23 protein-coding genes are annotated in these 24,582 nt (G+C 62.3%); 13 read left to right on the top strand and 10 right to left on the bottom strand.

What is annotated here, in order from left to right; genetic code table 11:
• The first annotated feature begins 276 nt into the window (after positions 1-276).
• From QMY55_RS20555 to QMY55_RS20540, 4 genes are all read left to right on the top strand, one after another.
• Positions 277-1,176: a transporter substrate-binding domain-containing protein gene (locus QMY55_RS20555; protein ID WP_283485964.1), complete on the top strand. Its 900-nt coding sequence runs from the start codon at positions 277-279 to the stop codon at positions 1,174-1,176.
• Between the two features lie 115 nt (positions 1,177-1,291).
• Positions 1,292-2,044 carry an amino acid ABC transporter permease gene (locus tag QMY55_RS20550; protein ID WP_283485963.1) on the top strand — a complete coding sequence of 251 codons (753 nt, stop codon included), beginning with the start codon at positions 1,292-1,294 and terminating at the stop codon, positions 2,042-2,044.
• Position 2,045: 1 nt separating this feature from the next.
• Positions 2,046-2,717 carry an amino acid ABC transporter permease gene (locus tag QMY55_RS20545; RefSeq protein ID WP_283485962.1) on the top strand — a complete coding sequence of 224 codons (672 nt, stop codon included), beginning with the start codon at positions 2,046-2,048 and terminating at the stop codon, positions 2,715-2,717.
• Between the two features lie 24 nt (positions 2,718-2,741).
• Positions 2,742-3,479, top strand: a complete 738-nt coding sequence (locus tag QMY55_RS20540; RefSeq protein WP_283485961.1) for an amino acid ABC transporter ATP-binding protein — start codon at positions 2,742-2,744, stop codon at positions 3,477-3,479.
• An 85-nt stretch (positions 3,480-3,564) separates the two neighbouring features.
• Here QMY55_RS20540 and rocF read toward each other — a convergent pair whose 3' ends face one another.
• Positions 3,565-4,530, bottom strand: coding sequence for an arginase (gene rocF, locus QMY55_RS20535; protein ID WP_283485960.1), 966 nt, complete (start codon positions 4,528-4,530; stop codon positions 3,565-3,567).
• Positions 4,531-4,557: 27 nt separating this feature from the next.
• Complete coding sequence (locus QMY55_RS20530) at positions 4,558-5,664, bottom strand: ornithine cyclodeaminase (protein ID WP_283485959.1); 1,107 nt, start codon at positions 5,662-5,664, stop codon at positions 4,558-4,560.
• 161 nt (positions 5,665-5,825) lie between these two features.
• Between QMY55_RS20530 and pyrC the strand changes: the two genes are divergently transcribed.
• The 7 genes from pyrC (at position 5,826) to QMY55_RS20495 (ending at position 11,701) form a co-directional block, all read left to right on the top strand.
• A complete protein-coding gene (pyrC, locus tag QMY55_RS20525; protein WP_283489026.1) occupies positions 5,826-6,872 on the top strand; it encodes a dihydroorotase in 1,047 nt (348 codons plus the stop codon).
• A 303-nt stretch (positions 6,873-7,175) separates the two neighbouring features.
• Entirely contained in the window at positions 7,176-7,535 is a 360-nt protein-coding gene (locus QMY55_RS20520; protein WP_283485958.1) for a hypothetical protein, read from the top strand.
• Positions 7,536-7,676: 141 nt separating this feature from the next.
• On the top strand, positions 7,677-8,534 hold the full coding sequence (locus QMY55_RS20515; RefSeq protein WP_283485957.1) for an NYN domain-containing protein: 858 nt from the start codon (positions 7,677-7,679) through the stop codon (positions 8,532-8,534).
• Entirely contained in the window at positions 8,534-9,379 is an 846-nt protein-coding gene (locus QMY55_RS20510) for a DUF3025 domain-containing protein (protein WP_283485956.1), read from the top strand. Before QMY55_RS20515 ends, QMY55_RS20510 begins: the two co-directional genes overlap by 1 nt.
• Positions 9,380-9,448: 69 nt before the next feature.
• Positions 9,449-10,321, top strand: a complete 873-nt coding sequence (gene htpX, locus QMY55_RS20505; RefSeq protein ID WP_283485955.1) for a protease HtpX — start codon at positions 9,449-9,451, stop codon at positions 10,319-10,321.
• A gap of 110 nt (positions 10,322-10,431) precedes the next feature.
• Complete coding sequence (locus tag QMY55_RS20500) at positions 10,432-10,806, top strand: hypothetical protein (RefSeq protein WP_283485954.1); 375 nt, start codon at positions 10,432-10,434, stop codon at positions 10,804-10,806.
• A gap of 100 nt (positions 10,807-10,906) precedes the next feature.
• A complete protein-coding gene (locus QMY55_RS20495; protein WP_283485953.1) occupies positions 10,907-11,701 on the top strand; it encodes an oxepin-CoA hydrolase, alternative type in 795 nt (264 codons plus the stop codon).
• Between the two features lie 12 nt (positions 11,702-11,713).
• On the opposite strand, the gene QMY55_RS20490 is transcribed toward QMY55_RS20495, so the two are convergent.
• The 7 genes from QMY55_RS20490 to QMY55_RS20460 form a co-directional block, all read right to left on the bottom strand.
• Positions 11,714-12,283, bottom strand: coding sequence for a hypothetical protein (locus QMY55_RS20490; protein ID WP_283485952.1), 570 nt, complete (start codon positions 12,281-12,283; stop codon positions 11,714-11,716).
• 173 nt (positions 12,284-12,456) lie between these two features.
• Complete coding sequence (locus QMY55_RS20485) at positions 12,457-14,241, bottom strand: NAD(P)/FAD-dependent oxidoreductase (protein WP_283485951.1); 1,785 nt, start codon at positions 14,239-14,241, stop codon at positions 12,457-12,459.
• A 157-nt stretch (positions 14,242-14,398) separates the two neighbouring features.
• Positions 14,399-17,836 (bottom strand): AAA family ATPase, encoded by a 3,438-nt coding sequence (locus tag QMY55_RS20480; protein ID WP_283485950.1) that lies wholly within the window; start codon positions 17,834-17,836, stop codon positions 14,399-14,401.
• Positions 17,833-19,083 (bottom strand): exonuclease subunit SbcD, encoded by a 1,251-nt coding sequence (gene sbcD / locus QMY55_RS20475; RefSeq protein ID WP_283485949.1) that lies wholly within the window; start codon positions 19,081-19,083, stop codon positions 17,833-17,835. Before sbcD ends, QMY55_RS20480 begins: the two co-directional genes overlap by 4 nt.
• 59 nt (positions 19,084-19,142) lie before the next feature.
• Positions 19,143-19,406: a hypothetical protein gene (locus QMY55_RS20470; RefSeq protein ID WP_283485948.1), complete on the bottom strand. Its 264-nt coding sequence runs from the start codon at positions 19,404-19,406 to the stop codon at positions 19,143-19,145.
• A 1-nt stretch (position 19,407) separates the two neighbouring features.
• Positions 19,408-19,674, bottom strand: a complete 267-nt coding sequence (locus QMY55_RS20465; RefSeq protein WP_283485947.1) for a DUF2164 domain-containing protein — start codon at positions 19,672-19,674, stop codon at positions 19,408-19,410.
• A 142-nt stretch (positions 19,675-19,816) separates the two neighbouring features.
• Positions 19,817-21,664 (bottom strand): ABC transporter ATP-binding protein, encoded by a 1,848-nt coding sequence (locus QMY55_RS20460; protein WP_283485946.1) that lies wholly within the window; start codon positions 21,662-21,664, stop codon positions 19,817-19,819.
• 216 nt (positions 21,665-21,880) lie between these two features.
• Between QMY55_RS20460 and QMY55_RS20455 the strand changes: the two genes are divergently transcribed.
• Both QMY55_RS20455 and QMY55_RS20450 read left to right on the top strand, forming a co-directional pair.
• A complete protein-coding gene (locus QMY55_RS20455) occupies positions 21,881-22,912 on the top strand; it encodes a M28 family peptidase (RefSeq protein WP_283485945.1) in 1,032 nt (343 codons plus the stop codon).
• A 35-nt stretch (positions 22,913-22,947) separates the two neighbouring features.
• The gene (locus QMY55_RS20450) at positions 22,948-23,493 is read left to right on the top strand and encodes a hypothetical protein (protein WP_283485944.1); all 546 of its coding nucleotides are present in this window, start codon (positions 22,948-22,950) and stop codon (positions 23,491-23,493) included.
• A 116-nt stretch (positions 23,494-23,609) separates the two neighbouring features.
• On the opposite strand, the gene cysK is transcribed toward QMY55_RS20450, so the two are convergent.
• Positions 23,610-24,530: a cysteine synthase A gene (gene cysK / locus QMY55_RS20445; protein ID WP_283485943.1), complete on the bottom strand. Its 921-nt coding sequence runs from the start codon at positions 24,528-24,530 to the stop codon at positions 23,610-23,612.
• Between the last annotated feature and the right edge of the window lie 52 nt (positions 24,531-24,582).

Below are 24,582 nucleotides of genomic sequence, written 5' to 3'. Positions count from 1 at the left end.
TGTCATCGGCATTGGCTTGAAGCTTGCCGGAGGCATTAGAGTTCGCACCTTGCACAATTTGAGATGCAGTGTCGTCGTGCCGAGAAAGGCTGATAAGTGGGTGTTTGCATGCTCACATTTCTACGGGAAAAGTCCTAGAAATGTTTGCGTTGGGAAGACTCTCGGCACTGCACAATGGGTGCAGTACATTTCTTGACGTGATTTGTCTACCCTCACAAGGGGCGTCGCGTTAATCAAGTGGCAAGCGTTTTTGGTCCTTACCAATAGGAGATCGATATGAAGAAGCAATTGTTGGCCATCGCCGTGACCGCGCTGGCAGCTGGTAGCGTGTTCGCCCAGGCCAATGACACCCTGGCCAAGATCAAATCCACCGGCAGCGTGACGTTCGGTGTGCGTGAATCCTCGGGCCTGGGCTACACGCTGGGCAATGGCAAATATGTGGGCTTCCATACCGAGATGGGCGAGCAGATCCTGCACGACATCCAGAAGCAGCTGGGCCTGGCCAAGCTGGAGATCAAGTACCAGCCCGTGACCTCGCAAAACCGTATTCCCCTGGTGCAGAACGGCACCGTGGATATCGAGTGTGGCTCGACCACCAACAACCTGGCTCGCCAGAAGGATGCCTCCTTCGCCTACACCACCTATGTGGAAGAGGTGCGCATTGCCACCCGTGCCAATTCGGGCATCAACGGCATCAAGGACCTGAACGGCAAGACCCTGGTAACGACCACGGGTACTACTTCGGTGCAGACCCTGCGCAAGAACAAGCGCGCGGACGGCCTGACCTTCAAGGAAGTCATGGGCAAGGACCATGCAGACAGCTTCCTGATGCTGGAAACCGGCCGCGCCGATGCCTTCATCATGGACGGCTCCATTCTGGCCGCCAACATCTCCAAGTCCAAGAACCCCAGCGATTACAAGATCGTGGGCGAAGTGCTGTCGGTGGAACCCATCGCCTGCATGATGCGCAAGGATGACGCTGCCTTCAAGAAGGCCGTGGACGACTCCATCGCTCGCCAGATCAAGGACGGCTCGCTGGCCAAGCTGTACGACAAGTGGTTCATGCAGCCTATTCCTCCCAACAACGTGAAGGTGGGTCTGCCCCTGTCGGCAGCTACCAAGGAAGCCTGGGCTCATCCCAATGACAAGCCCATGGAAGCCTACGAAATCAAGTAATTCCTTCTTATAGGTGTACCGCCCCTTCTACCAAGCGGTTGGAAGGGGCTTTTTTTGTTGAGATGGGCGATGTGAGCGTTTGCCCTCGCAAACCAAGAATGAAAGAGGTGCTCGTATGAGTTGGGATTGGCAGGTGTTCTGTCAGGACACCATTACCCAAGAGGTCGGGCAGAGCTGTTTTGGCAAGAACGGTGATATCACCTACCTGGACTGGATGATGTCGGCATGGGGCTGGACGGTGTCCGTGGCCCTGCTGTCGCTGGTGATTGCACTGGTCCTGGGTGCTGTGATCGGTACCTTGCGTACCTTGCCTGATAGGCCGTGGACCGTGCGCCTGGGCAATGCCTGGGTTGAGTTGTTCCGAAATATTCCGCTGCTGGTCCAGGTGTTCATCTGGTACCACGTGATCCCCGCGATATTCCCTGCCATGAAGTCCCTGCCGGGCTTTGTGCTGGTGGTGTTCGCCATTGGTTTTTTTACCTCGGCGCGTATTGCCGAGCAGGTGCGCTCGGGCATCCAGGCCTTGCCGCGCGGCCAGCGTTATGCCGGCATGGCCATGGGCTTCACGACCTTCCAGACCTATCGCTATGTGCTGCTGCCCATGGCGTTTCGCATCATCATCCCGCCGCTGACCAGCGAGGCCATGAACGTGTTCAAGAACTCGTCGGTGGCGTTTGCCGTGTCCGTGGCCGAGCTGACCATGTTTGCCATGCAGGCGCAGGAGGAAACTTCGCGCGGCGTGGAGGTCTACCTGGCTGTGACTGGCCTGTATGTGATTTCTGCCTTCATGATCAACCGCATCATGGCTTTCATCGAGAAGCGTTCTCGCGTGCCCGGCCTGATTGCAGCCAGCGGTGGAGGCCACTGATATGAATCTCAACCTCGACTGGTCGTTTTTCTCCTGGGACCTGTTCAGCAACTTTGTGCTGAAGGGGCTGTACTTCAGCCTGACCCTGACCGTGATTGCCACCTTGGGCGGCATCTTCTTCGGCACCCTGCTGGCACTGATGCGTCTGTCGGGCAAGAAGTGGCTGGATATTCCTGCCACCATCTATGTCAACGGCATGCGCTCCATCCCGCTGGTGATGGTGATTCTGTGGTTCTTCCTGCTGATGCCCATGCTGATCGGCAAGCCCATCGGTGCGGAAACCTCGGCCATCATCACCTTTGTGGCGTTCGAGGCCGCATATTTCTCGGAAATCATGCGTGCCGGCATCCAGTCCATTCCACGTGGACAGGTGTTTGCCGGGCAGGCTCTGGGCATGAGCTATGGCCAGAACATGCGTCTGGTGGTATTGCCCCAGGCCTTCCGCAACATGCTGCCCGTGTTGCTGACACAGACCATCATCCTGTTTCAGGATACATCGCTGGTCTATGCGATTGGCGCGTATGACATGCTCAAGGGCTTCGAGATTGCCGGCAAGAACTTTGGCCGTCCCATCGAATCCTATCTGGCTGCGGCCGTGACCTATTTCGTGATCTGCTACGCCTTGTCCTGGCTGGTCAAGCGCCTGCACAAAAAGATCGCCATCATCCGTTAAGCCGGCTCCCTTTGAGGAATTGCAATGATTGAACTCAAGAACGTTTCCAAGTGGTACGGCAGCTTTCAGGTGCTGTCCGATTGCTCCACCAATATCAACAAGGGCGAGGTGGTGGTGGTGTGCGGCCCTTCGGGCTCGGGCAAGTCCACGCTGATCAAGACCATCAATGCGCTGGAGCCCTTCCAGAAGGGCGAGATCTTTGTGGACGGCACGGCCGTGCACGATCCCAAGACCAACCTGCCCAAGCTGCGCAGCCGCGTGGGCATGGTGTTCCAGCACTTCGAGCTGTTCCCGCACCTGTCGGTGACCGAGAACCTGACCATCGCGCAAATGAAGGTGCTGGGTCGCAGCGCCGACGATGCCAAGACCCGTGGCCTCAAGATGCTGGACCGTGTGGGCCTGACAGCTCACAAGGACAAGTTCCCCGGGCAGCTCTCGGGCGGTCAGCAGCAGCGTGTGGCCATTGCGCGCGCCCTGTCCATGGACCCCATCGTCATGTTGTTTGACGAACCCACTTCGGCGCTGGATCCGGAAATGGTGGGTGAAGTGCTGGACGTGATGATGGGCCTGGCCAACGAAGGCATGACCATGATGTGCGTGACCCATGAAATGGGCTTTGCACGCAAGGTGGCCAGCCGCGTGATCTTCATGGATGTGGGAGGCAAGATTCTGGAGGACTGCAGCAAGGAAGAGTTCTTCGGTCATCCCGAAAACCGGCAGCCGCGTACCAAGGAATTCCTCAACAAGATCCTGCAGCATTGATGCGGCGGATCACCCAGTCAAAGGCGCTCTCAGGAGCGCCTTTTTTAATGCCTGCGAAGCGGGTGCGGAGGCGGTGCCAGGAGCCTCAGGGCGTGCGCATCAAGGTGCTTTGCCCAAACAGGCTTTGCACCAGGTCCACCACCAGCTCGGCGGTCTGGTTGCGCATGTCCAGGGCCGGGTTGAGCTCCACGATGTCCAGGGAGGCCAGCCGGCCGGTGTCGGCAATCATCTCCATGCACAACTGGGCCTCGCGGTAGGTGGGGCCGCCGCGCACCGGTGTGCCGGTGCCGGGGGCGATATCGGGGTCCAGGAAGTCCACATCAAAGCTCAGGTGCAGATGAATATCTTCGCTGCCCGGCCCGAATAGCCCGGCCAGAGCACGGCGCATCACCTCGCGCATGCCCAGTTCGTCGATGGCGCGCATGTCATAGACTTCAAGATTCAGCTCGCGAATCATGTGCTTCTCGCTTTCGTCGACGCTGCGCAAGCCGATCTGGCAGAAGGCCGAGGCGGGCAGGGCGGGAATGCTTCCCGACAGCGAGGCCAGCTCCTTGGGCCCCAGGCCGCAGAGGCTGGACACGGGCATGCCATGCAAATTGCCGGTGGGGGAGCTGGCAGGCGTATTGCAGTCAGAATGGGCATCCAGCCAGAGCACGCGCAACTGCTTGCCCGCAGCGCGGCAGTGCCTGGCAATGGCACTGATGGAGCCTGTGGCCAGCGTGTGGTCGCCGCCCAGCAAAATGGGCAGCCGGTTCTGCTCCAGTACCTGCAGCACGGCATCATGTGCAATCTGATTCCAGCGCAGGCATTCGGCCAGGTTGCGCAGGCCATCCATGTCACGTGCGCCGCGTGGATTGGCGGGGCCGGCCAGATTGCCCAGGTCATGAACTCGCACGCCGAGGCGCTCCAGTGCCGGCCCAAGCTGGGCCACGCGCAGCGCATCCGGTCCCATGGCCGCCCCGAGCCTGGAGGCACCTACATCGGTGGGCAGTCCGATCAGGGTGGCTTGGGTCAGGCGCTTGTTGTGCGCTTGTGAGGAAGAGCGTTTCATAAGCAGGGTTCGTTTCAGGTGGATGTTTCAGGCGGATTTGCGTGCGGAAAATGGGATGAGCTGCGCGCTTTGCGCATGCCGCAGCATGGCGAACAGGTCCTTGGGGTCGGTCAGAGACGGTACCAGCTCGATCTGCGACAGCAGACCGGCCCGCCGCGCAAGGCCGTGCATGGTGCGCAGAGCCGAGTAGTCTTCGAGCGCAAACCCCACGGAATCGAAGAGCGTGATCTGCTCTGCCGAGCTTCGCCCCGGAGCCTGCTTTTGCAGCACACGCCATAGCTCGGTCACGGCAAATGCGGCGGGCATTTGCTGCAGCTCGCCTTCGATGCGGGTCTGGGGCTCGTACTCGACAAAGACCTGGGCCTGCTCCAGCACGGCAGCTTCGAGCTCGGTCTTGCCAGGGCAGTCGCCGCCCACGGCATTCAGATGCATGCCGGCTTCGAGCAGATGGCTGTGAACGATGGTGGCATGGGTTTTGTCTGCGGTGATGGTGGTCACGATATCCGCCCCCCGCACGGCCTCTGCCACGCTGGCCGCGATGCTGGCGCTGGCCTCGAACTGCGCCAGAAACGGCTGCAGATTGCGCAGCAGCTTTTGCGATGCCGCCGGGTCTATGTCGAACAGCCGCAACTCGCGCAAGCCCAGCAGCTCCATAAAGGCCAGGGCCTGAAATTCGCTTTGCGAACCGTTGCCTATCAGCGCCATGCTGTGGCTGTCCGCACGCGCCAGATGGCGCGCGGCCATGGCCGAGGTGGCGGCGGTGCGCAGGGCTGTGGTCAGCGTCAGCTCGCTGACAAAGCGCGGCATGCCGGTGGCGACATCGGCCAGAGCGCCAAAGGCCATGACGGTGGGCAGGCCCAGCTGCGGGTTGTGCGGGTGACCGTTGACGTATTTGAAAGCATAGTCCTGCGCATCAGATACGGGCATGAGCTCGATCACGCCGCTGGCTGAATGTGCGGCGGTACGCGCGCTTTTGTCGAAATCCGGCCAGCGGCCGAAATCGGCCTCTATGGCGTCGGCAATCTGGCGCAATACCTGGGTGATGCCGGTGCGCACGACCAGGCGGGCGGCATCGCTGGCACTGAGAAAGTCGGTCTGCAGCGGGGGCACCGACTGGTGTCGAGGAATAGACATAGGACATCCTCCTTGGCCCCATTCTTCAGCAATTCCTGCCTGGAGGCCAGGGCTGGAAAGTGCGGTTGGCCTGTTCGTCGTGTGCAGTGCACAATGGTTGCCGCTGTCCTCGCGCAGCCCGATGGCAGGGCGTGGCCTTGGCATTCAGGGATGATGGGAGAATATCGGCCATGACTCAGACCCTCACGATCACTCGTCCCGATGACTGGCACCTGCATGTGCGCGATGGCGATGCCATGCACTGCGTGGTGCCCCACACCGCCCGCCAGATGGGCCGTGCCATCATCATGCCCAATCTGAAGCCGCCAGTGACGACGGCCGAGATGGCCATTGCCTACCGCGAGCGCATTCTGTCTGCCTTGCCCGCGGGCAGCCGGTTCCAGCCGCTGATGACGCTGTATCTGACGGACAACCTGACTCCCGAGGAAATCGTCGCTGCCCGCGCGGCCGGTGTGGTGGCCTGCAAGCTCTATCCCGCCGGTGCCACCACCAACAGCGATCATGGCGTGACCAATCTGCGCAAGATCTACCCCACGCTGGAAGCCATGCAGCGCGAAGGTCTGGTGCTGCTGGTGCACGGTGAGGTGACCGATCAGAGCATTGACCTGTTCGACCGCGAAGCGGTGTTCATCGAGCAGCAGCTCAAGCCGCTGCGTCGCGACTTCCCCGAGCTCAAGATCGTCATGGAGCATGTGACGACCAAGGAAGCTGCCGAGTACGTGGCCGCTGCAGACGACTTCCTGGGCGCCACCATCACCCCCCAGCATTTGCTGTTCAACCGCAACGCCATCTTCCTGGGCGGCGTGCGTCCGCACTTCTATTGCCTGCCCGTGCTCAAGCGCGAAACCCACCGCCTGGCGTTGGTGCAAGCGGCGACCAGTGGCAGCAAGAAGTTCTTCCTGGGCACCGACAGCGCGCCTCACGCCGCGCATCTGAAGGAAGCTGCGACCGGTTGTGCCGGCTGCTACAGCGCCCATGCTGCCATCGAGATGTATGCCGAGGTGTTTGACGGCGCTGGCGCACTGGACAAGCTCGAAGCCTTTGCCTCCTTCAACGGCGCCGACTTCTACGGTCTGCCCCGCAACACCGACACCATCACCCTGGTCAAGGAAAGCTGGACTCCCCCCGTGAGCTTCGAGTACGGCGAAGGTGCCCAGCTCAAGCCGCTGCGCTTCGGTGAAGTTCTGCCCTGGAAGATGCAGGATTGAAAAAGAGAGCTGTTGGCGCAGATGCTTGCTTGATTAGCAAACACTTTGCGCTTGAAAGCAAGAAGGGAGCTGCGTTGGCAGCTCTTTTTTTTGATATTGCTTCGAGCCGAGGGAGACGCACTGCAGCAGGCCCCACCGGAGTGGGCTATTTGTATGCAGGGGTAAGCGGTGCATGGAGATGGTGTTCTTTCTTCCTAAGATTTCAGCCATCACTGGTCGAGCCATGTACCCAACGGCTGCCAGGTGCTGGAGCTGAGCGCAGGCTTCATTTTTTGCAACGTAGTAGCCAAGGAGGCATGAGTGATGACAGTAGGAAAAACCGGAGCAGCCATTGCATTGCTAGGCGTGTTGGCAGCGGGAGCCAGCGCGGCACCGCTGGACGAAGCCAAGGGCAAGCTGTTGACCATGGCCGCGACGTTGACGGAAATGGGCAAGGCTTGCGGCCATTTGTCGGCCGGTGATGCAGAGGCGCGCAAAGCACAGCAGCGTCAGGCCATGCTGGCACAAGGGGTGGATGCCAAGAGCTACGACAAGGCCTATGACGAGGCCGGTGCGGACTTTCGGAGTAAATGGGCGACCATGCCAGCCGTACAGCAGCAAAGAGCTTGTGCCGACATGAAGAAAATAAGCGAGCAAGGCGCTGCACAGGGCAAGTCCAGATAAGCATTCCAGGCAGGCGAGCCTCTGACAAGGTGGTTGCTGCGGGGCAGTTTGGCGACACCTGCTTGGGAATCTGTTTACGATCTCCAGAACGAATGCCCTGAAGAATTGGCCTTTCAGGGCTCGAATCACCGAGGAGATTGCATGCCCACCGATGCTCAGCCCCGTATTGCCCTGCTGATTGATGCGGACAACGCGCCCGCAGAAATGATCGACGAGATCCTGACCGAGCTGTCCACCTTCGGCGTCATCAACATCCGCCGCGCCTATGGGAACTGGACCAAGCCCGGACTGCATGGCTGGCAGGGCAAGCTGCTGGAATATGCGGTGCGCCCCATGCAGCAGTTTGATTACTCCAAAGGCAAGAACGCCACCGACATGGCCATGACGGTGGATGCCATGGAGCTGCTCTATACCGAAAAGCCCGACGCCTTCGGCATTGTTTCGTCGGACGCTGACTTCACTCCCTTGGTCATGCATCTGCGCGCCAAGGGCGCTGCGGTTTACGGCTTTGGCGCGGAGCAGACGCCCAGGGCTTTCGTCAACGCCTGCTCGCGCTTTCTGTATTTCGATGCCCTGCTGGAGCTGGGCGACGGCATCACCAGCCGTAGCGAGCGCAAGGAATCGCAAGAGGCCGAAGCGCTGGCGAGGGCCCCCGCCGCAGCGCCCAAACCTGCCGATGCCGAAGCCAGGCCTGCAGGCGTGGCCGTGCCCGCGTGTGCCAGCTTGCGCGTGCCTTCCCATCTGCTGCGCCAGGACAAGCAGCTCATCGCCATGCTGCGCGATGCCGTCAAGGCCACCCAGGACGAGGCTGGCTGGGCGCGCGTGGCCGCAGTGGGCACGCATATCGGCAACAAGCTGTCTTTTGACGCACGCAACTATGGTTATGCCTCGCTGACCAAGCTCATGGCCGCCACCCAGGCCTTTGAGCTGCGCGACGAAGGCACGCCCCGCGTGGCGGTGCGGGACAAGCGGGTAGCGCCAAACGGGGCCGAGCACTGATGCTGGCAGAGCAGCAGCCCGCACGCTGGGCGGCAGACTGGAATATCGACTGGCAAGCTCCGTGGCTGGTGCAGCTGCAGGTGCTGGGCCAGTCTGCGCATGAGTATGTGCAGGGTGGCGCCACGGTGGCCCAGGCGTTGCAGCAAGTGGCGCTTGAGCATGGCTTGCTGCCGGGCTGGCAGTTCGTCGATCAGCAGCAGCTGCCCGCTGGGGTGGCCTACGAGGCTTTTATCCATGACCGGCGCTGCATTCCCACCCGCGACAATCTGCACGATTTCTTCAATGGCCTGATCTGGCTGCACTGGCCGCGGCTCAAGCAACAGCTCAACCGGCTGCAGGCCGCAGAAATTGCGCGCCAGGGTGTAGGTGCGCAGCGTGGCAGGCTGCGTGATGCGATCACCGTGCTCGATGAAAACGGCGGCTTGCTGCTGGCCCCCGAAGCCTTATGCGCTGCGCTGCGGCAAAGGCGCTGGCAGGATCTGTTTGTCGCGCATCGAGCACTGTGGGCGCAAGCGCGATTCCTGCCCATAGGCCATGCTTTGCTGGAAAAGCTGGTGCATCCGCGCAAATCCATCACGGCCCATGTGATCTGTGTGCCTGTGCAAGAGGGCAGGCAAGCCATGGCAACGGCTGAAGCCGATGGATGGCTGAGTGCGCAAATTGCCGGCGGTGCTTGCAATCTGGCCGACAAGCCCTATCTACCTATTCCCATCTTAGGAATCCCGGGCTGGAGCCATGAAAACCAGAACTTTTCCTTCTATGATGACTCTCTAGTTTTCCGAGCCCCACGTACCGCACAAGCAACACAACAACAGGTACTGCCAGAAAGAGAGCTGGCTGGTTAAGCATTCGCCAAGCACAGGCGGTGCATCAGGGTCTTGGTCATTTTGTCCCCCTTGTGGAGTACACCCTCGATGAAACGTATTGCCTTATTCCTTCTGACCAATATCGCCGTGGTGGCGGTGTTGGGCATCGTCGCCAGCTTGCTGGGCGTCAACCGCTATCTGACGGCCAACGGCCTGAACCTGGGCGCCCTGCTGGGCTTTGCCTTCATCATGGGCTTTGGCGGCGCCATCATCTCGCTGCTGATCTCCAAGCCCATGGCCAAGTGGACATCGGGCGTGCAGGTCATCAACGAACCACGCAATGCCGATGAGGCCTGGATCGTCAACACCGTGCGCGGCTTTGCCGAAAAAGCCGGCATCGGCATGCCCGAAGTCGGTATCTACGAAGGCGAGCCCAACGCCTTTGCGACTGGCGCTTTCAAGAACTCGGCCCTGGTGGCCGTGTCCACGGGCCTGCTCGAAGGCATGACCCGTGAGGAAGTCGAGGCCGTGATCGGCCACGAAGTGGCCCACATCGCCAATGGCGACATGGTGACCATGACGCTGATCCAGGGCGTGATGAACACCTTTGTGGTGTTTCTGTCGCGTGTCATTGGTTACGCCGTGGACAGCTTCTTGCGCCGTAACGACGAAAGCAGCTCGGGCCCCGGCATCGGTTACATGATCACCACCCTGGTGCTCGATGTGCTGCTGGGCTTTGTGGCCGCCATGATCGTGGCCTGGTTCTCGCGTCAGCGTGAGTTCCGCGCCGATGCGGGTGCTGCCCAGCTCATGGGCAATCGTCAACCCATGATGAATGCCCTGGCCCGTCTGGGTGGCATGCATCCCGGCGAGCTGCCCAAGAGCGTGGCTGCCATGGGCATTGCCGGCGGCATCGGCAAGCTGTTCTCGACTCACCCCCCCATCGAGGAGCGCATTGCCGCTTTGCAGAATGCCCGCTGATGGTTTGAATGTGTAAACGGCAGTAGCCTGTCTTTACCCACGCTTCACAAGCCCCTGTCAACATTCGGCAGGGGCTTTTGCGTTGTAGAAGCAAGACTTCAGGAGTTGCAATGTCCGTGCTTTCTCAAACCGTTTCTCGCCGCTGGTTGCCTCTCGTGCTGGGCGGCGCGGCGGCCTTGCTTTCGGGTTGCGTTGTGGCTCCCGCCTATCCCACTTATCCTGCCTACGGTGGAGAGGTGATCGCGGGCGATGTCTATGCGCCCATGGCGCCTCCTCCGCTGCAGACCGAGATCATTCCCGTGGCGCCTTCGCCGGCCTATGTCTGGATCGGCGGCTCCTGGGGTTGGGGCGGCGGGCGCTACAACTGGCGTCCCGGCCGCTGGGCCATGCCGCCACGCCCCGGCTACGGCTGGTACTCCGGCGGCTGGAACCATGGGCCACGGGGCTGGCATGGCGGCGGCGGGCATTGGGGCCCGCGTCGCTGATCGTGCGGCCCGGCCAGTGATGCCCATGTGACAGCGACCCAGGCCTGTCCCGCTATGCGCAGCGCGGGCGGGCCGCTACATTGTCTGCAGGAGGTTTGCCGTGAATCCTGCACTCATCAGCCGCCGCGACGGCGCGGTTCTCATTCTTTCCAACAACAACCAGGCAGCGCGCAATGCGTTGTCGCCCGAGTATTACCACGCGGTCATGGACGGGCTGCGTGATGCTGTGGCCGACGCCAGCGTTGCTGCGGTCATCCTCACGGGTGAGGGCGGGCATTTTTGCGCAGGGGGTGATCTGCGCCAACTGGCTACGCGCCGCGAGCTGTCCGTCCCCCAGCGGCGCGAACGGCTGGAAGACCTCAACCATTTCATCCGCGCCATTCGCGACTGCCCCAAGCCCGTGATTGCCGCGGTGGAGGGCGCTGCAGCTGGCGCGGGTCTGTCCCTGGCCATGGCCTGCGACATGCTGGTTGCAGCGCGCAATGCGGTGTTTTCGGTGGCCTATGTCAAAGTGGGGCTGACCCCCGATGGCGGTGCGACCGCTTTTCTGTCCGAATTCGTGTCGCGTCAGGTTCTGACCGAGTTGTGCCTGACCGGGGAAAGAGTCAGTGGCGAGCGCATGCATCAGCTGGGTTGCATCAATCGCCTGACCGAGCCCGGCGGTGCGCTGTCTGCCGCTCTGGAGCTGGCCCGGCAGATCTCCGCAGGTCCCGAGCAGGCCATGGCACGTATCAAGACGCTATGCCACTCGGCCCAGCATCAGTCGCTGCAGCAGCAACTGGAGCAGGAGGCCGAGTTCATGGTGGAGGCCCAGGGCAGCGAGGAGTCCCGCGAAGGTATTGCTGCGTTCCTGGAAAAGAGGGCGCCCGATTACACGAGCCTGCGTGGCAAGTGAAGCCGTGCAGCGTCAGCGCACCGTGTAGTTGAGCTGGAACATCACGCCCGCGTTGCCTAGCACATTGATCTGGCCGCCCCAGTTCTTGTTGAAGTCATAACCCACGGCGGGGATGGCGGTCAGGCCCCAGCCATGCTTGTTATTGAACGGGATTTTCTTGTTGTACGGGAATTTGTAGCCGTGAATGACACCGCCCGTGATCTTGAAAAACAGGCCGGGCACGCTGTCGAAAGGCCTGAAGCGCCAGCCGTAGTAAGCGTATTGGCTGGGCTGGCCAAATGAATTCTTGAAATACGCAAAGCCTGCGATATGGCGCTCATCCAGCTCTTTTTCGGCCTGGATCAGCCAGACATAGGCGTGCTTTTGCTCATCGGGCTCGAAATCGTTTTCCTTCTTGGCATCGGAAAAATGCCAGTCGAACGGGGCGTAGCCGAACATCCAGCCGGACAAGGCAGAGGGCTTGGCAGCCGTCTCTGCGGCAGCGGCGGACTCTGCAGTCTGGGCATTGGCGCCGCCGGCAAGGCCGAGGCCGGCCAGGGCAAGCGCAGGAGCAAGAATGGAAATGGGGCGCAGGGCTTTCATGGTGGCGCTGAGCTTACGGTGGATAAAGCCCTCAGCCTATCCATGCCCCGGATTTTTGCCTGTCAGTCAGAGCCCTGTATCTTCAAAAAGCAACAGTTTCCGGCCCCTGGTCTTTGTCATGCTGCGAAGGCAAGGGGGCCGGAGATGATGTCTGCCAGAGGCAGTGACCAGGATTACAGGGCGCCACCCGAGCCGCGCGAGCCCGAGGACGGCACGGCCACGCCCAGAATGGCGCAGGCTACGGCCTCGCCGACCTTGATGCCGTCCACGCCGGCCGACAGAATGCCGCCCGCATAGCTGGCGCCTTCGCCTGCGGGATAGAGGCCGCGCGTGTTGTCGCTCTGGAAGTCCGCACCGCGGCCGATCTTGACGGGCGAGGAGGTCCGGGTTTCCACGCCGGTCAGCACGGCATCCTTCATGTCATAGCCGCGGATCTTCTTGCCGAACGCCGGCAGCGCTTCGCGCATGGCCTCGATGGCATAGGTGGGCAGCGCGTGGTGCAGATTGACCAGCGTGATGCCGGGCTTGTACGAGGGCTGCACCTCGCCCAGCGCGGCGGATTCCTTGCCCTCGATGAAATCGCCCACGAGCTGGCCCGGCGCGTTGTAATTGCGCCCGCCCAGCAGATAGGCCTTGGTCTCGAGCTGGCGCTGCAGCACGATGCCCGAAAGCGGGTGCAGCGCGCCCTCGGGCAGGTCTTCGACGCCGTAGGTCTTGCCGTCGAAGGCCCAGGCAAAGCTCTTGGCGTCGCGCGGGTAGTCGGTGGGATCGATGGCGCAGACCATGCCCGCATTGGCATTGCGCTCGGCGCGCGAGTATTGGCTCATGCCGTTGGTCACCACGCGTTCGGGCTCGCTGGTCGCGGCCACCACGGTGCCACCGGGGCACATGCAGAAGCTGTAGACCGCGCGGCCATTCTTGGCGTGGTGCACCAGCTTGTAGTCGGCAGCGCCCAGCAGCGGGTGGCCGGCGTCCTTGCCCCAGCGGGCGCGGTCGATCACGCTTTGCGGATGCTCGATACGGAAGCCCACGGAGAAAGGCTTGGCCTCCATGGCCACGCCGCGTTCGTAGAACGCTACAAAGGTATCGCGAGAGCTGTGACCCAGTGCCATCACTGCGTGATGAGTGGGCAGCGAATAGCTTTCGCCCGTGGCCTGGTTGAGCACTTGCAGGCCGACCAACTGGCGTTGTTCGCCTTCGCCCTCGATCTGTACATCGGTCACGCGGTGCTCAAAGCGGATTTCGCCGCCCAGGCGCCGGATTTCCTCGCGCATGCCTTCGACCAGCTTGACCAGCTTGAAGGTGCCGATATGGGGATGGGCGGCGTAGAGAATCTCGGGTGGTGCGCCATAGGTCACAAACTCGGTCAGCACCTTGCGGCCCAGGTGGCGCGGGTCCTTGATCTGACTGTAGAGCTTGCCGTCCGAGAAAGTGCCGGCACCGCCTTCGCCGAACTGCACATTGGACTCTGGCGTCAGCTCGCGCTTGCGCCACAGGCGCCAGGTGTCCTTGGTGCGCTCACGCACGGTCTTGCCGCGCTCCAGCACGATGGGCTTGAAGCCCATCTGGGCCAGTACCAGGGCGGCAAACATACCGCAGGGGCCGAATCCCACGACCACGGGGCGCTCGGCCAGATCGGCGGGAGCCTGGCCTATGGGCGTCCAGCGCTGATCGGGCGTGGGGTTGACATGGGAGTCGCCTGCAAAGCGCTGCAGCAGCGCGGCTTCCTGGCTTTCATCTACCAGTGCGACATCGGCGATATAGACGGCCAGCAATTCGGCCTTGCGGGCATCGAAGCTGCGCTTGTAGACCTGCAGGCTGGCGATGGCCTGTGTCGTGACCCCCAGGCGCTCTGCCGCCAGTTGCGTGAGCTTTTCCGTGGGGTGAAATTCGGTGTGGTTCTCGGGGTGGTATTGAACCTGCGAGAGGGGAAGTTTGAGTTCTGCGATCCGGATCATGGCTTGTACCTATCAAGCAAGGGTCTGGATGGTACGGCAAACAGGGTGTGTGAGCCGGCTGCGGTTCGGGTGACCCTGGTGTCCAATGGAAACGAAGTATCAGAAATCGTAGCTTGCAGCGCTCTCCCATCAAGCGCTGCAAGCTGTTTTTATCGAATTACACCGTCAGTCTGGAGTAGCCGATCCCCGCACCTTTTTCCACGCGGATCTGGGCCGGGATGCGCTCCTTGAGCGCTTCCACATGGCTGATGATGCCTATCATCTTGCCGCTGGCGTTGAGCGCGTCTAGCGCGGCCAGTGCCACCTCCAGCGTGTCGCCGTCCAGCGTGCCAAAGCCTTCATCGAGGAACAGCGAGTCGATGGAGGTCTTGCTGCTGACCAGGTCGGACAAGGCCAGAGCCAGGGCCAGGCTGACCAGAAAGGCCTCGCCGCCCGAGAGCGTGCGCGTGTCGCGTGCCACATCGCCCTGCCAGCTGTCCACAATGTCCAGCTCCAGCTCGCCCGTGGGCTTGCGTTGCAGCAGATAGCGGCCGTGCAGACGCGCGAGATGGCGGTTGGCCAGCAGCAGCAGATGGTCCAGCGTCAGCCCCTGCGCAAACTTGCGGAACTTGTCGCCCTCCCTGGAGCCGATCAGGCTGTTGAGGCGCTGCCATAGATCGTTATCCTGTTCCAGCGCCGCAATTTGCAGCAGCAAGGCCTGCTGGCCAGTGCGGCGCTTTTCATCGTCAGCCAGGCGTGCACGCTGGGCGCCCAGGCGTTCGGTCAGACTGCCGCGCTCGGCCTCCAGTGCCTGCAGCTGGGCGGTGATGGCCTCGGGCGTTTCCGCAGTCAAGGCCTGGGCCTGCAACCGGGTATGGTGTTGCGTGGCTTCAGCCAGCAAGGTCTGGCTGCGCTGCAAGGCTTGCTGCAATTGATCGCTGCGCTCTGTCAGGCGCTGCCATTCATCGGCGGGCAGCAGGGCCTGGGCAAAGGCGGCAGCATCGGCAAAAGGGCTGGCCTTCAGCGCGGCATCCCATGCGGCCTGCGCTTCGGCGCTGCTTTGCTGCAACTGGGCCAGATGGCTGCTGGCCTGCTGGCTCTGGCCTTGCAGGCTGGCCAGTTGCTGCACCGTGCGTTCCAGCTGTGCGGCGCATTCGGCCAGGTTTGTGGGTAGGGCGGGCGCCTGGGCATCCAGGGTTTGTCTATCGGTTGGCAATTGCTCCGCGCCTTGCTGCCAGTGCCGGGCGTCTTGAGCGGCTTGCTCCACCTGGCGCTGCTGCAATACCAGCTGCTGAGCCAGCGCCTGCAACTGGGTGCTGCGCTGCTGCCATTGCTGCCAGTCCTGCTGGCGTGCCTGCAGCCAGGCCTGGCTGTGCGCCGCATCGGGCACGGTCCAGCCAGCTTGCGACATGGCAGCTTGCAGCCCGGCATTGAGGGCGAATGCGCTGGCTTGCAGGGCCTGAACGGCGTCGCTCAAACGCTGCTGCTGGGCGGCGTTGCCTTGTTGGGCCTGCCGCACGCGCTCTTGCTGGTGCTCGGCGCCTTGCAAGCTTTGCGCGGCGGTATGGGCCGCATCCCTGGCCTGTTGTGCGCGGCGCTCGCCTGCCTCGGCATCGCTGAGTGCCTGCTGCAGGCCTGTGGCTTGCTGGTGGCTTTGCTGATGCAGTTGTGTCAATGCCTCGGGCTGCATCCAGGCATCGTCGGTCAGCGTGGGGGCGCAGGCTTGGCGCAATGCGCTCCACTGCGCCTGCCATTGCCGGATATGGGCAGCCGTCGCTGCCAGCTGCTTTTGCAGACTGCTGTGCTGGCTTTCGCTGGCTGCGTGATCGGCCTTGCGCTGGCTGCCTTGCTCCTTGAGCGCTTCCAGCTCGGCTCTGGCAGTTTGCAGTGCGGCTTCGGTGGCCGATATATCGAGCGCCGCATAGGTGGTGATGGCCGGATGCTCGTGCGAGCCGCACAGCGGGCAGGCCTCGCCGGGTTGCAGCGAGCGGCGGTGCGCCTCCAGGCTTTGAATGCGCCGCTCTTGCGCCAGCAACTGCTCCTTGTCGCTGACTTTTTCGTTCTGCGCCTTGTACCGGCTGCGCAGGCCGACAAGATCCGCAGCTTGCTGCTGCATGCGCTCGCCGCATTCCTGCAGATCGGCGCTCAGTTGCTGCTCTTGCTGGTGCAGCGTGCTGCGCTGGCTGGCCTGCTGTTGCAATTGCAGGATGAGCTGCATCTGCTGCTGCGCAGCCTGCCAGTCGGTGCGTAACTGGGCCAGGCTGCCGCCATGGGCGGCCAACAGTGTTTGCTGGGCCGCGTTGGCTTGTTCGGCAGCGGCTTGGGCTTGCTGCAGTGTGGTCTGCGCCTGCTGCACCAGGGTGGCTTGTGCACTGCCTTGTTGTTGCAGGTCTTGAGCCTGATTCTGGGTGTCTTGCAGCTCGGCCTGCGCGCGCTGCAATTGCTGCTGGTGCTGCTGGCGTTGTTCAAGCTGCTCGCGCCAGCCGCTCAGCTGTTCGCCGAGTTGGGCATGGGTGGCATGTTGCTGCTGCCATTCGGTCAAATCGGCCTGTTGCGCTTGCAGGTCATGCGCAAGCAGCTCTGCTTTTTGATGTGATTGCGCGGCCAAGGCACTGGCCTGATGGTGCAGATGCCACTGCGTGCCGCGCGTTTGCGCTAGCCTGCCTTGCAGATCGCTGAGCTGGCTTTGTGCAGCCTCGCTGGCACTTTGCATCTGTTGCCAGCGCTGGTGCAACGGCGCAATGGCCTGGGCCGGGCCGTGGGCTTGCAGACGCTGCAGATCGGGTGCGGCAGCATCCAGCGCTTGCCGGGCTTGCAGGACCTGCAGTTGGGCCTGCTCGGCCTGCACCCGAGCTTGTGCGGTTTGTTCCTGCCAGCGCTGCAGGCTTTGCAGCTGCTGGTGGCTTTGTTGCAGATCAGAAAGCGCGCTTTGCAGCTGGGTGGCCTCGGCCTGTAACTGGCTGCGCTCTTCCTCGGGCAGCAACTGCATGCCGTCGGCCTGTGCCTGGGTGGTGCTCAGCAACTGGCGCGCATCGCGGGCGCGCTCGAACACGGTTTGCGAAATCTGGCTGTAGATGTCGGTGCCGGTCAGCTCTTCCAGCAGCTCGGCGCGCTCGTTGGCGCTGGCCTGCAAAAAGGCCGCAAAGCCGCCCTGGGCCAGCAGCATGGATTTGGTGAAGCGCGCAAAGTCCAGCCCGGTGATCTGGGCCATCTGTCTGAGCTTGTCCGCACTTTGGCTGCTGAGGATATGACCGTCGGCCACACGTGCCAGTTCCACCTTGGGCACCTGCAGCGCGCCACTGGCCTTGTCGCGTGCGCGGCGCTGGCTCCAGAAGGCGCGGTAGATCACGCCTTTGACTTCGAACTCCACCTCGGCCAGGCAGTCGGCCTGATGGCGCGTCATCAAGTCATTGCTGCCCGCGCTGATGGTGGCCAGACGCGGTGTCTGGTGGTACAGCGCCAGGCAGATGGCGTCCAGCAAGGTGGACTTGCCTGCGCCCGTGGGGCCGGTGATGGCAAACAGGCTGTTGCCAGCAAAGGGTTCGGCGGTGAAATCGACCTGCCACTCGCCCTTGAGCGAATTGAGATTCTTGAGACGCAGCTTGAGGATTTTCATGCGGCGCTCCAGGGGGGGTTTTCGGGGTGGCTCAAGGATTCGACCACGCTGCGATAGCGCTCGGTCAGTGCCTGCTGCAGCGGCGGCTCCAGCGTCTCCAGTGCCAGGCGGCGGGCAAACACGTCCAGCGGGGTCAGCTCGTCCAGCGACTCCATGGCTGCGCCTTGCAGCTGTGGTGCGCTATTGCCGCGCTGGCGCTTGATGCGCAGCACCTGCACGGGCAACTCCTCGGCCAGGGCCTGCACACGGGCGGGCAGGTCGGCCAGATAGTCGTCCTCTTCAATCGTGATATCCAGCCAGGTGGCGCGCTTGGGGTCTGCGTCAGCGGCTATTTTCTTCAGCGCGTTTGGCAGATCGGCCAAGGTACAGCGCAGCGCGGCCATGGCTTGGGACACCGGCACGGGCAGAGACGTTACGCCCTGCAGGCCGTTTTCGTTCAGCTCGACTAGCAGCACCTGCTTGGTCTGGCGCGCTTCGTCAAAGCCCAGCGCAATCGGCGAGCCGCTGTAGCGGATATGTTCCATGCCGCCCACTTTTTGCGGCTGGTGGATATGGCCCAGCGCAATGTAGTCGGCGGGCGGGAAAGCATTGGTGGGAAAGGCTTCGAGCGAGCCCACATAGATCTCGCGCACCGACTCGTTGCTGCTGGCGCCCACGGTGGTCAGATGGCCGGTGGCGATGATGGGCAGCTTGCGGCCCAGCGTGGCTTGCAGCTGTTGCTGCAGATCCAGGGCCGCTTCATACACCTGTTGATAGGTGGACTGAATGGCGGTCTGCAAGGCCAGCTGCTTGTCCTGCGCGCTTTGACCGGCCTGGCTTTGCTGTACGTCGCGGGCGCGGATAAAGGGCAGGGCACAGACGATGCAGCCGGGCCGATCTGAACCGCGCAAGGGGAGTGTGACGGCATGCTGCGGCGGCGCGCCGGTGGAGGCAATCACCTGTGTGCCCAGATGGCGCAGCAGATCGCGACTTTCGTCGAGCACGCTGACCGAGTCATGGTTGCCGCCCAGAATCAGCAGGCCCACGCCGGCCTGGTGCAGCCGCGCAATCAGCTGGTTGTAGAGTTCGCGCGCATAGCTGGCCGGTGCGCCGGTGTCGAACACATCGCCGGCAATCAGCACGGCGTCGACCTGATGGGCCTGTACCTGCTGCAGCAACCAGTTAATCAGTGCCTGATGCTCGGCCTGGCGGCTCTGGCCCATGAAGTGCTGGCCCAGATGCCAGTCGGAGGTGTGGAGAAGACGCATGCGGCGATGGTATGCCAGCCGGGCCGGCTGGCAGGGCGCATGGGCCGTCCTGGCGGGTCTTATTCGCTGTCCAGCCGTTCTTGCGATAGCGCTTGCCCGAACAAGGCCTGGCCCTTGGCCCAGCCACCGCCCCAGATCAGATCCAGGGCGTCGGCCAGTGCATCCAGCTGCAGCCCGGTCAGGTCGCTGCGCGCATGCTCCGCCTGGTACAGGCGATAGAGTGCGGTCTGGGCCATGCCTTCATCCCGAAGAGCGCGCGCCAGCGCCAACACTGCAGTGGGTTCAGACCGCAGAGCTGCCTGCAGGCGCTGGGCTGGTGTCATTTCAGCGCTTGCCGGCGCGCTTGGCCGTCCAGTAGCCAAATTCTTCCTGGCCCACTTCATAGTCCAGCTCCTGCAGCCGGGCCTGCAGGTTTTGCTGCACATCGGCCACGGCCTTGTTGTAGATGCTGGGGCCGATTTCGGCGAGAAAGAAATTGAGCAGTGCGCCCGACTGCATATTGCCAATGGGCTCGTCCATGTTCTCGCGGAAATAGCGTTCGATGGAGGCAATGGCTTGCTGTTGTGCGTGCTTGTTCAATTCAATAGTCATAGCTGTTTGCGCTTTCAGGGTAAGGGCTGGAGTTCGATTTCATTACGAATTACGTAAATCAGGTTCAGGTAAAGCGGTTGCCCTACGGAAATACCCTTGGTGCATCCGCATCGGCGGCCCGGCTGGTTTGCGTAAGTCCTGTTCATGATTCTTGCTGCTCTGAAACCTCGGCCAGAAAGCCGCCGCTCTGGTGCGCCCAGAGCTTGGCGTAGATGCCGCCGCGCGCCAGCAACTGCTGGTGCGTGCCTTCTTCCACGATATGGCCTTCGTTCATCACGATCAGGCGGTCCATGGCCGCAATAGTCGAGAGGCGGTGGGCGATGGCGATCACGGTCTTGCCTTGCATCAGGCTGTCCAGGCTTTCCTGAATGGCGGCTTCGACCTCGCTGTCCAGTGCGCTGGTGGCTTCGTCCAGCAGCAGGATGGGGGCGTCCTTGAGCATCACGCGTGCAATGGCCACGCGCTGGCGCTGGCCGCCCGAGAGCTTGACTCCGCGCTCGCCCACCTGGGCTTCATAGCCGTTGCGGCCCTTGAGGTCGGTCAGCGTGGCGATGAAGTCGGAGGCTTCGGCCTTGTCGGCGGCCGCGCGCATTTCCTCTTCGCTCGCGTCGGGGCGCCCGTAGAGGATGTTGTCGCGCATGGAGCGGTGTAGCAGCGAGGTGTCTTGCGTCACCATGCCGATGGCGCCGCGCAGGCTGTCCTGGGTCACGCCGCGAATGTCCTGGCCGTCGATGGTGATGCGCCCGCCCTGCACCTCGTGAAAGCGCAGCAGCAGATTGACCAGCGTGGACTTGCCCGCGCCCGAGCGGCCGATCAGGCCAATGCGCTCGCCGGGGCGGATGTCGAGGTTCAGGTGGTCCATGACCTTTTTGCCGTCGGCCTTGTAGCCAAAGCTCACGTCCTTGAAGGCGATGGCGCCGCGGGTGACCTGCAGCGGTTTGGCGTCGGGGGCATCCACGATGGTGCGGGGTTTGGTCAGGGTGGTGATGCCGTCCTGAATCGTGCCCACGTTCTCGAACAGGCCCGTCATCTGCCACATCACCCAGTGCGAATAGCCCATCAGGCGCAGCGCCATGGCAATTACGGCTGCCACCACGCCGGCGCTGGCCTGACCCTGTGTCCACAGATGGAGAGCCGTGCCGCCGCTGCCCAGCAGCAGCAGCGCGATCATCAGATGGTTGGTGATCTCGAACAGGCTGACCAGACGCATCTGTGCATAACCTGTGGCCTTGAAGGCCTCCATGGCGTTGCGTGCGTATTCGGCTTCGCGGCGTGTGTGGGCAAACAGCTTGACGGTGGCGATATTGGTATAGGCGTCGGTCACGCGGCCCGTCATCATGGAGCGCGCATCGGCCTGCTCCTTGCCGATCTTGCCCAGGCGCGGCACAAAGTAGAAGCAGGCTGCGGCATAGGCCATAAACCAGATGGCAAACGGAATCATCAGCCGCCACTCGAAGCTGGCCGCGAGGATCAGAATGCCGACCATGTAGACACCCACGCCCACAAACACATCGACCACCATGAAGACCACTTCGCGCACCGACAGCGCGGTCTGCATGATCTTGGTCGTGATGCGGCCGGCAAACTCGTCGGCATAGAACGACATGCTCTGGCCCAGCATCAGCTTGTGAAACAGCCAGCGCAGCCGCATGGGAAAGTTGATGGCCAGCACCTGGTGCATGACGGTGGTGTGCAAGGCCAGCAACAGCACGCTGCCCAGCAGGATGCCGGCGATGCCGATGATGGTGGCATGCTGCTCGGCCCAGAAATTGACGGGCGAGGCCGTGCCCAGCCAGTCCACCACACGGCCCATGATGGCGAACAGCAGGGCTTCATAGACGGACAGCAGGGCGGAGGTCAGGGTCATCAGCCCGATCCAGCCGCGCATGCCTTGGGTGCAGGCCCAGATAAAGGCAAAAAAGCCTTTGGGCGGCACCTTGGGTTCCTGCGCTGGATAGGGTGGGACCTGTCTTTCAAAAAATCGGAACACGATGGCAATACTCCCGGTACATGCTTGCGGCACTTTGGGCACCGATGGTAGGGGAGCTGCGTCGGTTGTTGCAAAGTGGTGCGGATGACCGCTTATGCAATGTGCCCTTGAATTCCTAGTTCCCCTGTCATGCCGCAACCGATACCGCCAAGCCCTGCCTCTTCATCACCCTGCGTATCACGCATCTCCCGCCGATGGCTGAACGGGTCGGCCATCTTGCTCGGTACGCTGCTGACGGCGTTTGGCATCGGCGGCTGCGTGGCGGCCCAGCCACTGAAACCCACTGCCCGATTGACTGTGCCTGCAAAGCCGCAGGTTTCGCCTCAGCGTCTGCAAACCCATGTGAGGGTGCTGAGCGAAGATTTTCTGGGGCGCAGCTTTGACCAGCCACAGACCTTGCAGAAGGCTGCGGACTATATCGCCGCCCAGCTGGCTCAGTCGGGTGTGAAGGCAGAGCGGCAACGCTTCGAGGTGGATGGGAACGGCTACGAAAACTTGATCGCCCGCTTTGGCCCTGCGGACAGCACTGCGCCGCTGCTGGTCATGGGTGCGCATTACGACAGTGCGTTGACGGAGCATGAGCACAGCCATGGCGAAGCAGGAGGCAAGGGTGCCGGGCCGACGCCGGACACGCACACCCCGGGCGCCGACGACAACGCCAGCGGCGTGGCCGGTCTGCTGGAACTGGCCCATGTGCTGGCGGCGAATCCGCCCACGCAGCCGGTGGAGCTGGTTTTCTACACGCTGGAGGAGCCGCCCAACTTTCGTACCGATGACATGGGCAGCTACCGCCACGCCAGATCGCTGCGAGACAGTGGCCGTGCCGTGCGTCTGATGCTGTCGGTGGAGATGATTGGCTACTACAGCGATGCGCCAGGCAGCCAGCGCTATCCGTTGGCGCCGCTGGGCTGGTTCTACCCAGATCAGGCCAACTTCATCGGCCTGATTGGCGAGTTCAAGGACTTTGGTGCCATGCGCCGTACCAAGTCCGTGATGCGCGCCGCAGCCGATGCCGACTTGCCACTGGGCGTGCATTCGCTGAACTCTCCGCGCTTTGTGCATGGCGTGGATTTCTCGGATCACCTCAGCTACTGGCGGCTAGGCTATCCGGCCATCATGGTCACGGACACCTCTTTCATGCGCAATCCCCATTACCACAAGAGCACGGACACCTGGGACCGGCTCGACTACGGGCGTATGGCACAGGTTGTGCGCATGTTGGCGGCCATAGCGTTGGATGTTGGATGACGTATCTCAAGACCTCGCCAGCCTAGACTTCAGCCATGCACATCAACCCGTTTCGACTTCTTCCTACCGCCGCGCTGGCCGCAGGCCTTGGCTGCGCCGGTGCTGTGTGGGCGCAGCCCGCCGTAGAGGACGCCGGCATGGCACAGCTCAAGGTGCTGCAGTCCATAGAATCCGGGCTATGGCAGGTCAGCACCCGTACCGAACCTGCGTCCAAGAGCGGTGGTGTGCAGTCTGCACCGGAGCAAGGCTGCCTGTCGCCTCAGAATGTGGCCGAAGATCTGCAGACCTTTCTGGCCCGCGAAGATGGCATGAGCTGCAAGGGGCTGCTGCAGACCAATACCGATGAGCTGGCCGTGCTGCAAGTCATCTGCCCGGCGCCTGCACAGCCTGCGCGCAGCAAGCCGTCGGTGGAACAGTCTTTGCTCAAGGCGCCTCCCGCCGTGATCGAGGTGCGACGTTTTTCTGCCTCGCATTTCCAGGTGATCAGCAGGTCGGCGATGCCCAAAAAAGCGGGGAGAAAGCCCTCTTCGGAGTTCACTGCGGTGCAGGACTACGAGCGCCTGGACGATTGCCCATGGTGAGATTGGGAAGTCTTTATTTGATAGCGATTTGCGCTTGGTGACACTGGGTTTGAGCCTGATTTGAATGAAAAAAACGCCGCATGTCCTGCGGCGTTTTTTATCGGGGGCTCGTGCGATCAGGCGTTGGGCAGAAAGCCTTCGACGGACAGATAACGCTCGCCCGTGTCATAGGCAAAGCCCAGCACCTTGGCCCCGGCGGGCAGCTCGGGCAGCTTTTGCGCAATGGCCGCCAGCGTGGCGCCGGAGGAAATGCCGACCAGCAGGCCTTCTTCACGCGCCATGCGGCGTGCATATTCGCGGGCGGGTTCGGCCTCGACCTGGATCACGCCGTCCAGCAGGCTGGTGTCCAGATTCTTGGGGATAAAGCCGGCGCCAATGCCCTGGATGGGGTGAGGAGCGGGGGCACCGCCGGAGATCACGGGCGACAGGCTGGGCTCCACCGCATAGACCTTGAGCTTGGGGAATTTGGCCTTGAGCACCTTGGCCACGCCCGAGAGGTGACCGCCCGTGCCCACGCCGGTGATGAAGGCGTCGAGGCCTTCCGGGAAATCGGCCAGGATTTCCTGCGCCGTGGTGGCAGCATGCACGGCGACGTTGGCAGGGTTTTCGAACTGCTGGGGAATCCAGGCGCCGGGCGTCTGCTCGGCCAGCTCCTGGGCGCGGGCGATGGCGCCCTTCATGCCTTTTTCCTTGGGCGTCAGGTCGAACGAGGCGCCATAGGCCAGCATCAGACGGCGGCGCTCGATGCTCATGCTTTCGGGCATGACCAGAATCAGCTTGTAGCCCTTGACGGCCGCGACCAGGGCCAGGCCCACACCGGTGTTGCCGCTGGTGGGCTCGATGATGGTGCCGCCGGGCTTCAGGGCGCCGGACTTTTCGGCATCCTCCACCATGGCCAGCGCAATGCGATCTTTGATGGAGCCACCGGGGTTGCTGCGTTCGGACTTGATCCACACCTGGGTGTTGTCACCAAACAGGCGATTGATGTGAATGACGGGCGTGTTGCCGATGGTTTGCAGAACGTTGTCGAACTTCATGAAGCCTCCAAGGTGTGGACAAAGGGGAACCCCCAACATGCACATTGTGGCG

Source organism: Comamonas resistens (assembly GCF_030064165.1).
Taxonomy (GTDB): Bacteria; Pseudomonadota; Gammaproteobacteria; order Burkholderiales; family Burkholderiaceae_C; genus Comamonas; species Comamonas resistens.
This window is presented reverse-complemented; position numbering and strand designations above follow the sequence as displayed.

Excerpts from the sequence above, each read along its gene's own strand:
- QMY55_RS20510 (WP_283485956.1), top strand. The coding sequence starts at position 8,534 with ATGCTGGCAGAGCAGCAGCCCGCACGCTGGGCGGCAGACTGGAATATC.
- QMY55_RS20520 (WP_283485958.1), top strand. The coding sequence starts at position 7,176 with ATGACAGTAGGAAAAACCGGAGCAGCCATTGCATTGCTAGGCGTGTTG.
- rocF (WP_283485960.1), bottom strand. The coding sequence starts at position 4,530 with ATGAAACGCTCTTCCTCACAAGCGCACAACAAGCGCCTGACCCAAGCC.
- cysK (WP_283485943.1), bottom strand. The coding sequence starts at position 24,530 with ATGAAGTTCGACAACGTTCTGCAAACCATCGGCAACACGCCCGTCATT.
- QMY55_RS20470 (WP_283485948.1), bottom strand. The coding sequence starts at position 19,406 with ATGACACCAGCCCAGCGCCTGCAGGCAGCTCTGCGGTCTGAACCCACT.
- QMY55_RS20530 (WP_283485959.1), bottom strand. The coding sequence starts at position 5,664 with ATGTCTATTCCTCGACACCAGTCGGTGCCCCCGCTGCAGACCGACTTT.
- QMY55_RS20545 (WP_283485962.1), top strand. The coding sequence starts at position 2,046 with ATGAATCTCAACCTCGACTGGTCGTTTTTCTCCTGGGACCTGTTCAGC.
- QMY55_RS20550 (WP_283485963.1), top strand. The coding sequence starts at position 1,292 with ATGAGTTGGGATTGGCAGGTGTTCTGTCAGGACACCATTACCCAAGAG.
- QMY55_RS20485 (WP_283485951.1), bottom strand. The coding sequence starts at position 14,241 with ATGATCCGGATCGCAGAACTCAAACTTCCCCTCTCGCAGGTTCAATAC.
- QMY55_RS20465 (WP_283485947.1), bottom strand. The coding sequence starts at position 19,674 with ATGACTATTGAATTGAACAAGCACGCACAACAGCAAGCCATTGCCTCC.
- htpX (WP_283485955.1), top strand. The coding sequence starts at position 9,449 with ATGAAACGTATTGCCTTATTCCTTCTGACCAATATCGCCGTGGTGGCG.
- QMY55_RS20555 (WP_283485964.1), top strand. The coding sequence starts at position 277 with ATGAAGAAGCAATTGTTGGCCATCGCCGTGACCGCGCTGGCAGCTGGT.
- QMY55_RS20500 (WP_283485954.1), top strand. The coding sequence starts at position 10,432 with ATGTCCGTGCTTTCTCAAACCGTTTCTCGCCGCTGGTTGCCTCTCGTG.
- QMY55_RS20540 (WP_283485961.1), top strand. The coding sequence starts at position 2,742 with ATGATTGAACTCAAGAACGTTTCCAAGTGGTACGGCAGCTTTCAGGTG.
- sbcD (WP_283485949.1), bottom strand. The coding sequence starts at position 19,083 with ATGCGTCTTCTCCACACCTCCGACTGGCATCTGGGCCAGCACTTCATG.
- QMY55_RS20490 (WP_283485952.1), bottom strand. The coding sequence starts at position 12,283 with ATGAAAGCCCTGCGCCCCATTTCCATTCTTGCTCCTGCGCTTGCCCTG.
- QMY55_RS20480 (WP_283485950.1), bottom strand. The coding sequence starts at position 17,836 with ATGAAAATCCTCAAGCTGCGTCTCAAGAATCTCAATTCGCTCAAGGGC.
- QMY55_RS20450 (WP_283485944.1), top strand. The coding sequence starts at position 22,948 with ATGCACATCAACCCGTTTCGACTTCTTCCTACCGCCGCGCTGGCCGCA.
- QMY55_RS20515 (WP_283485957.1), top strand. The coding sequence starts at position 7,677 with ATGCCCACCGATGCTCAGCCCCGTATTGCCCTGCTGATTGATGCGGAC.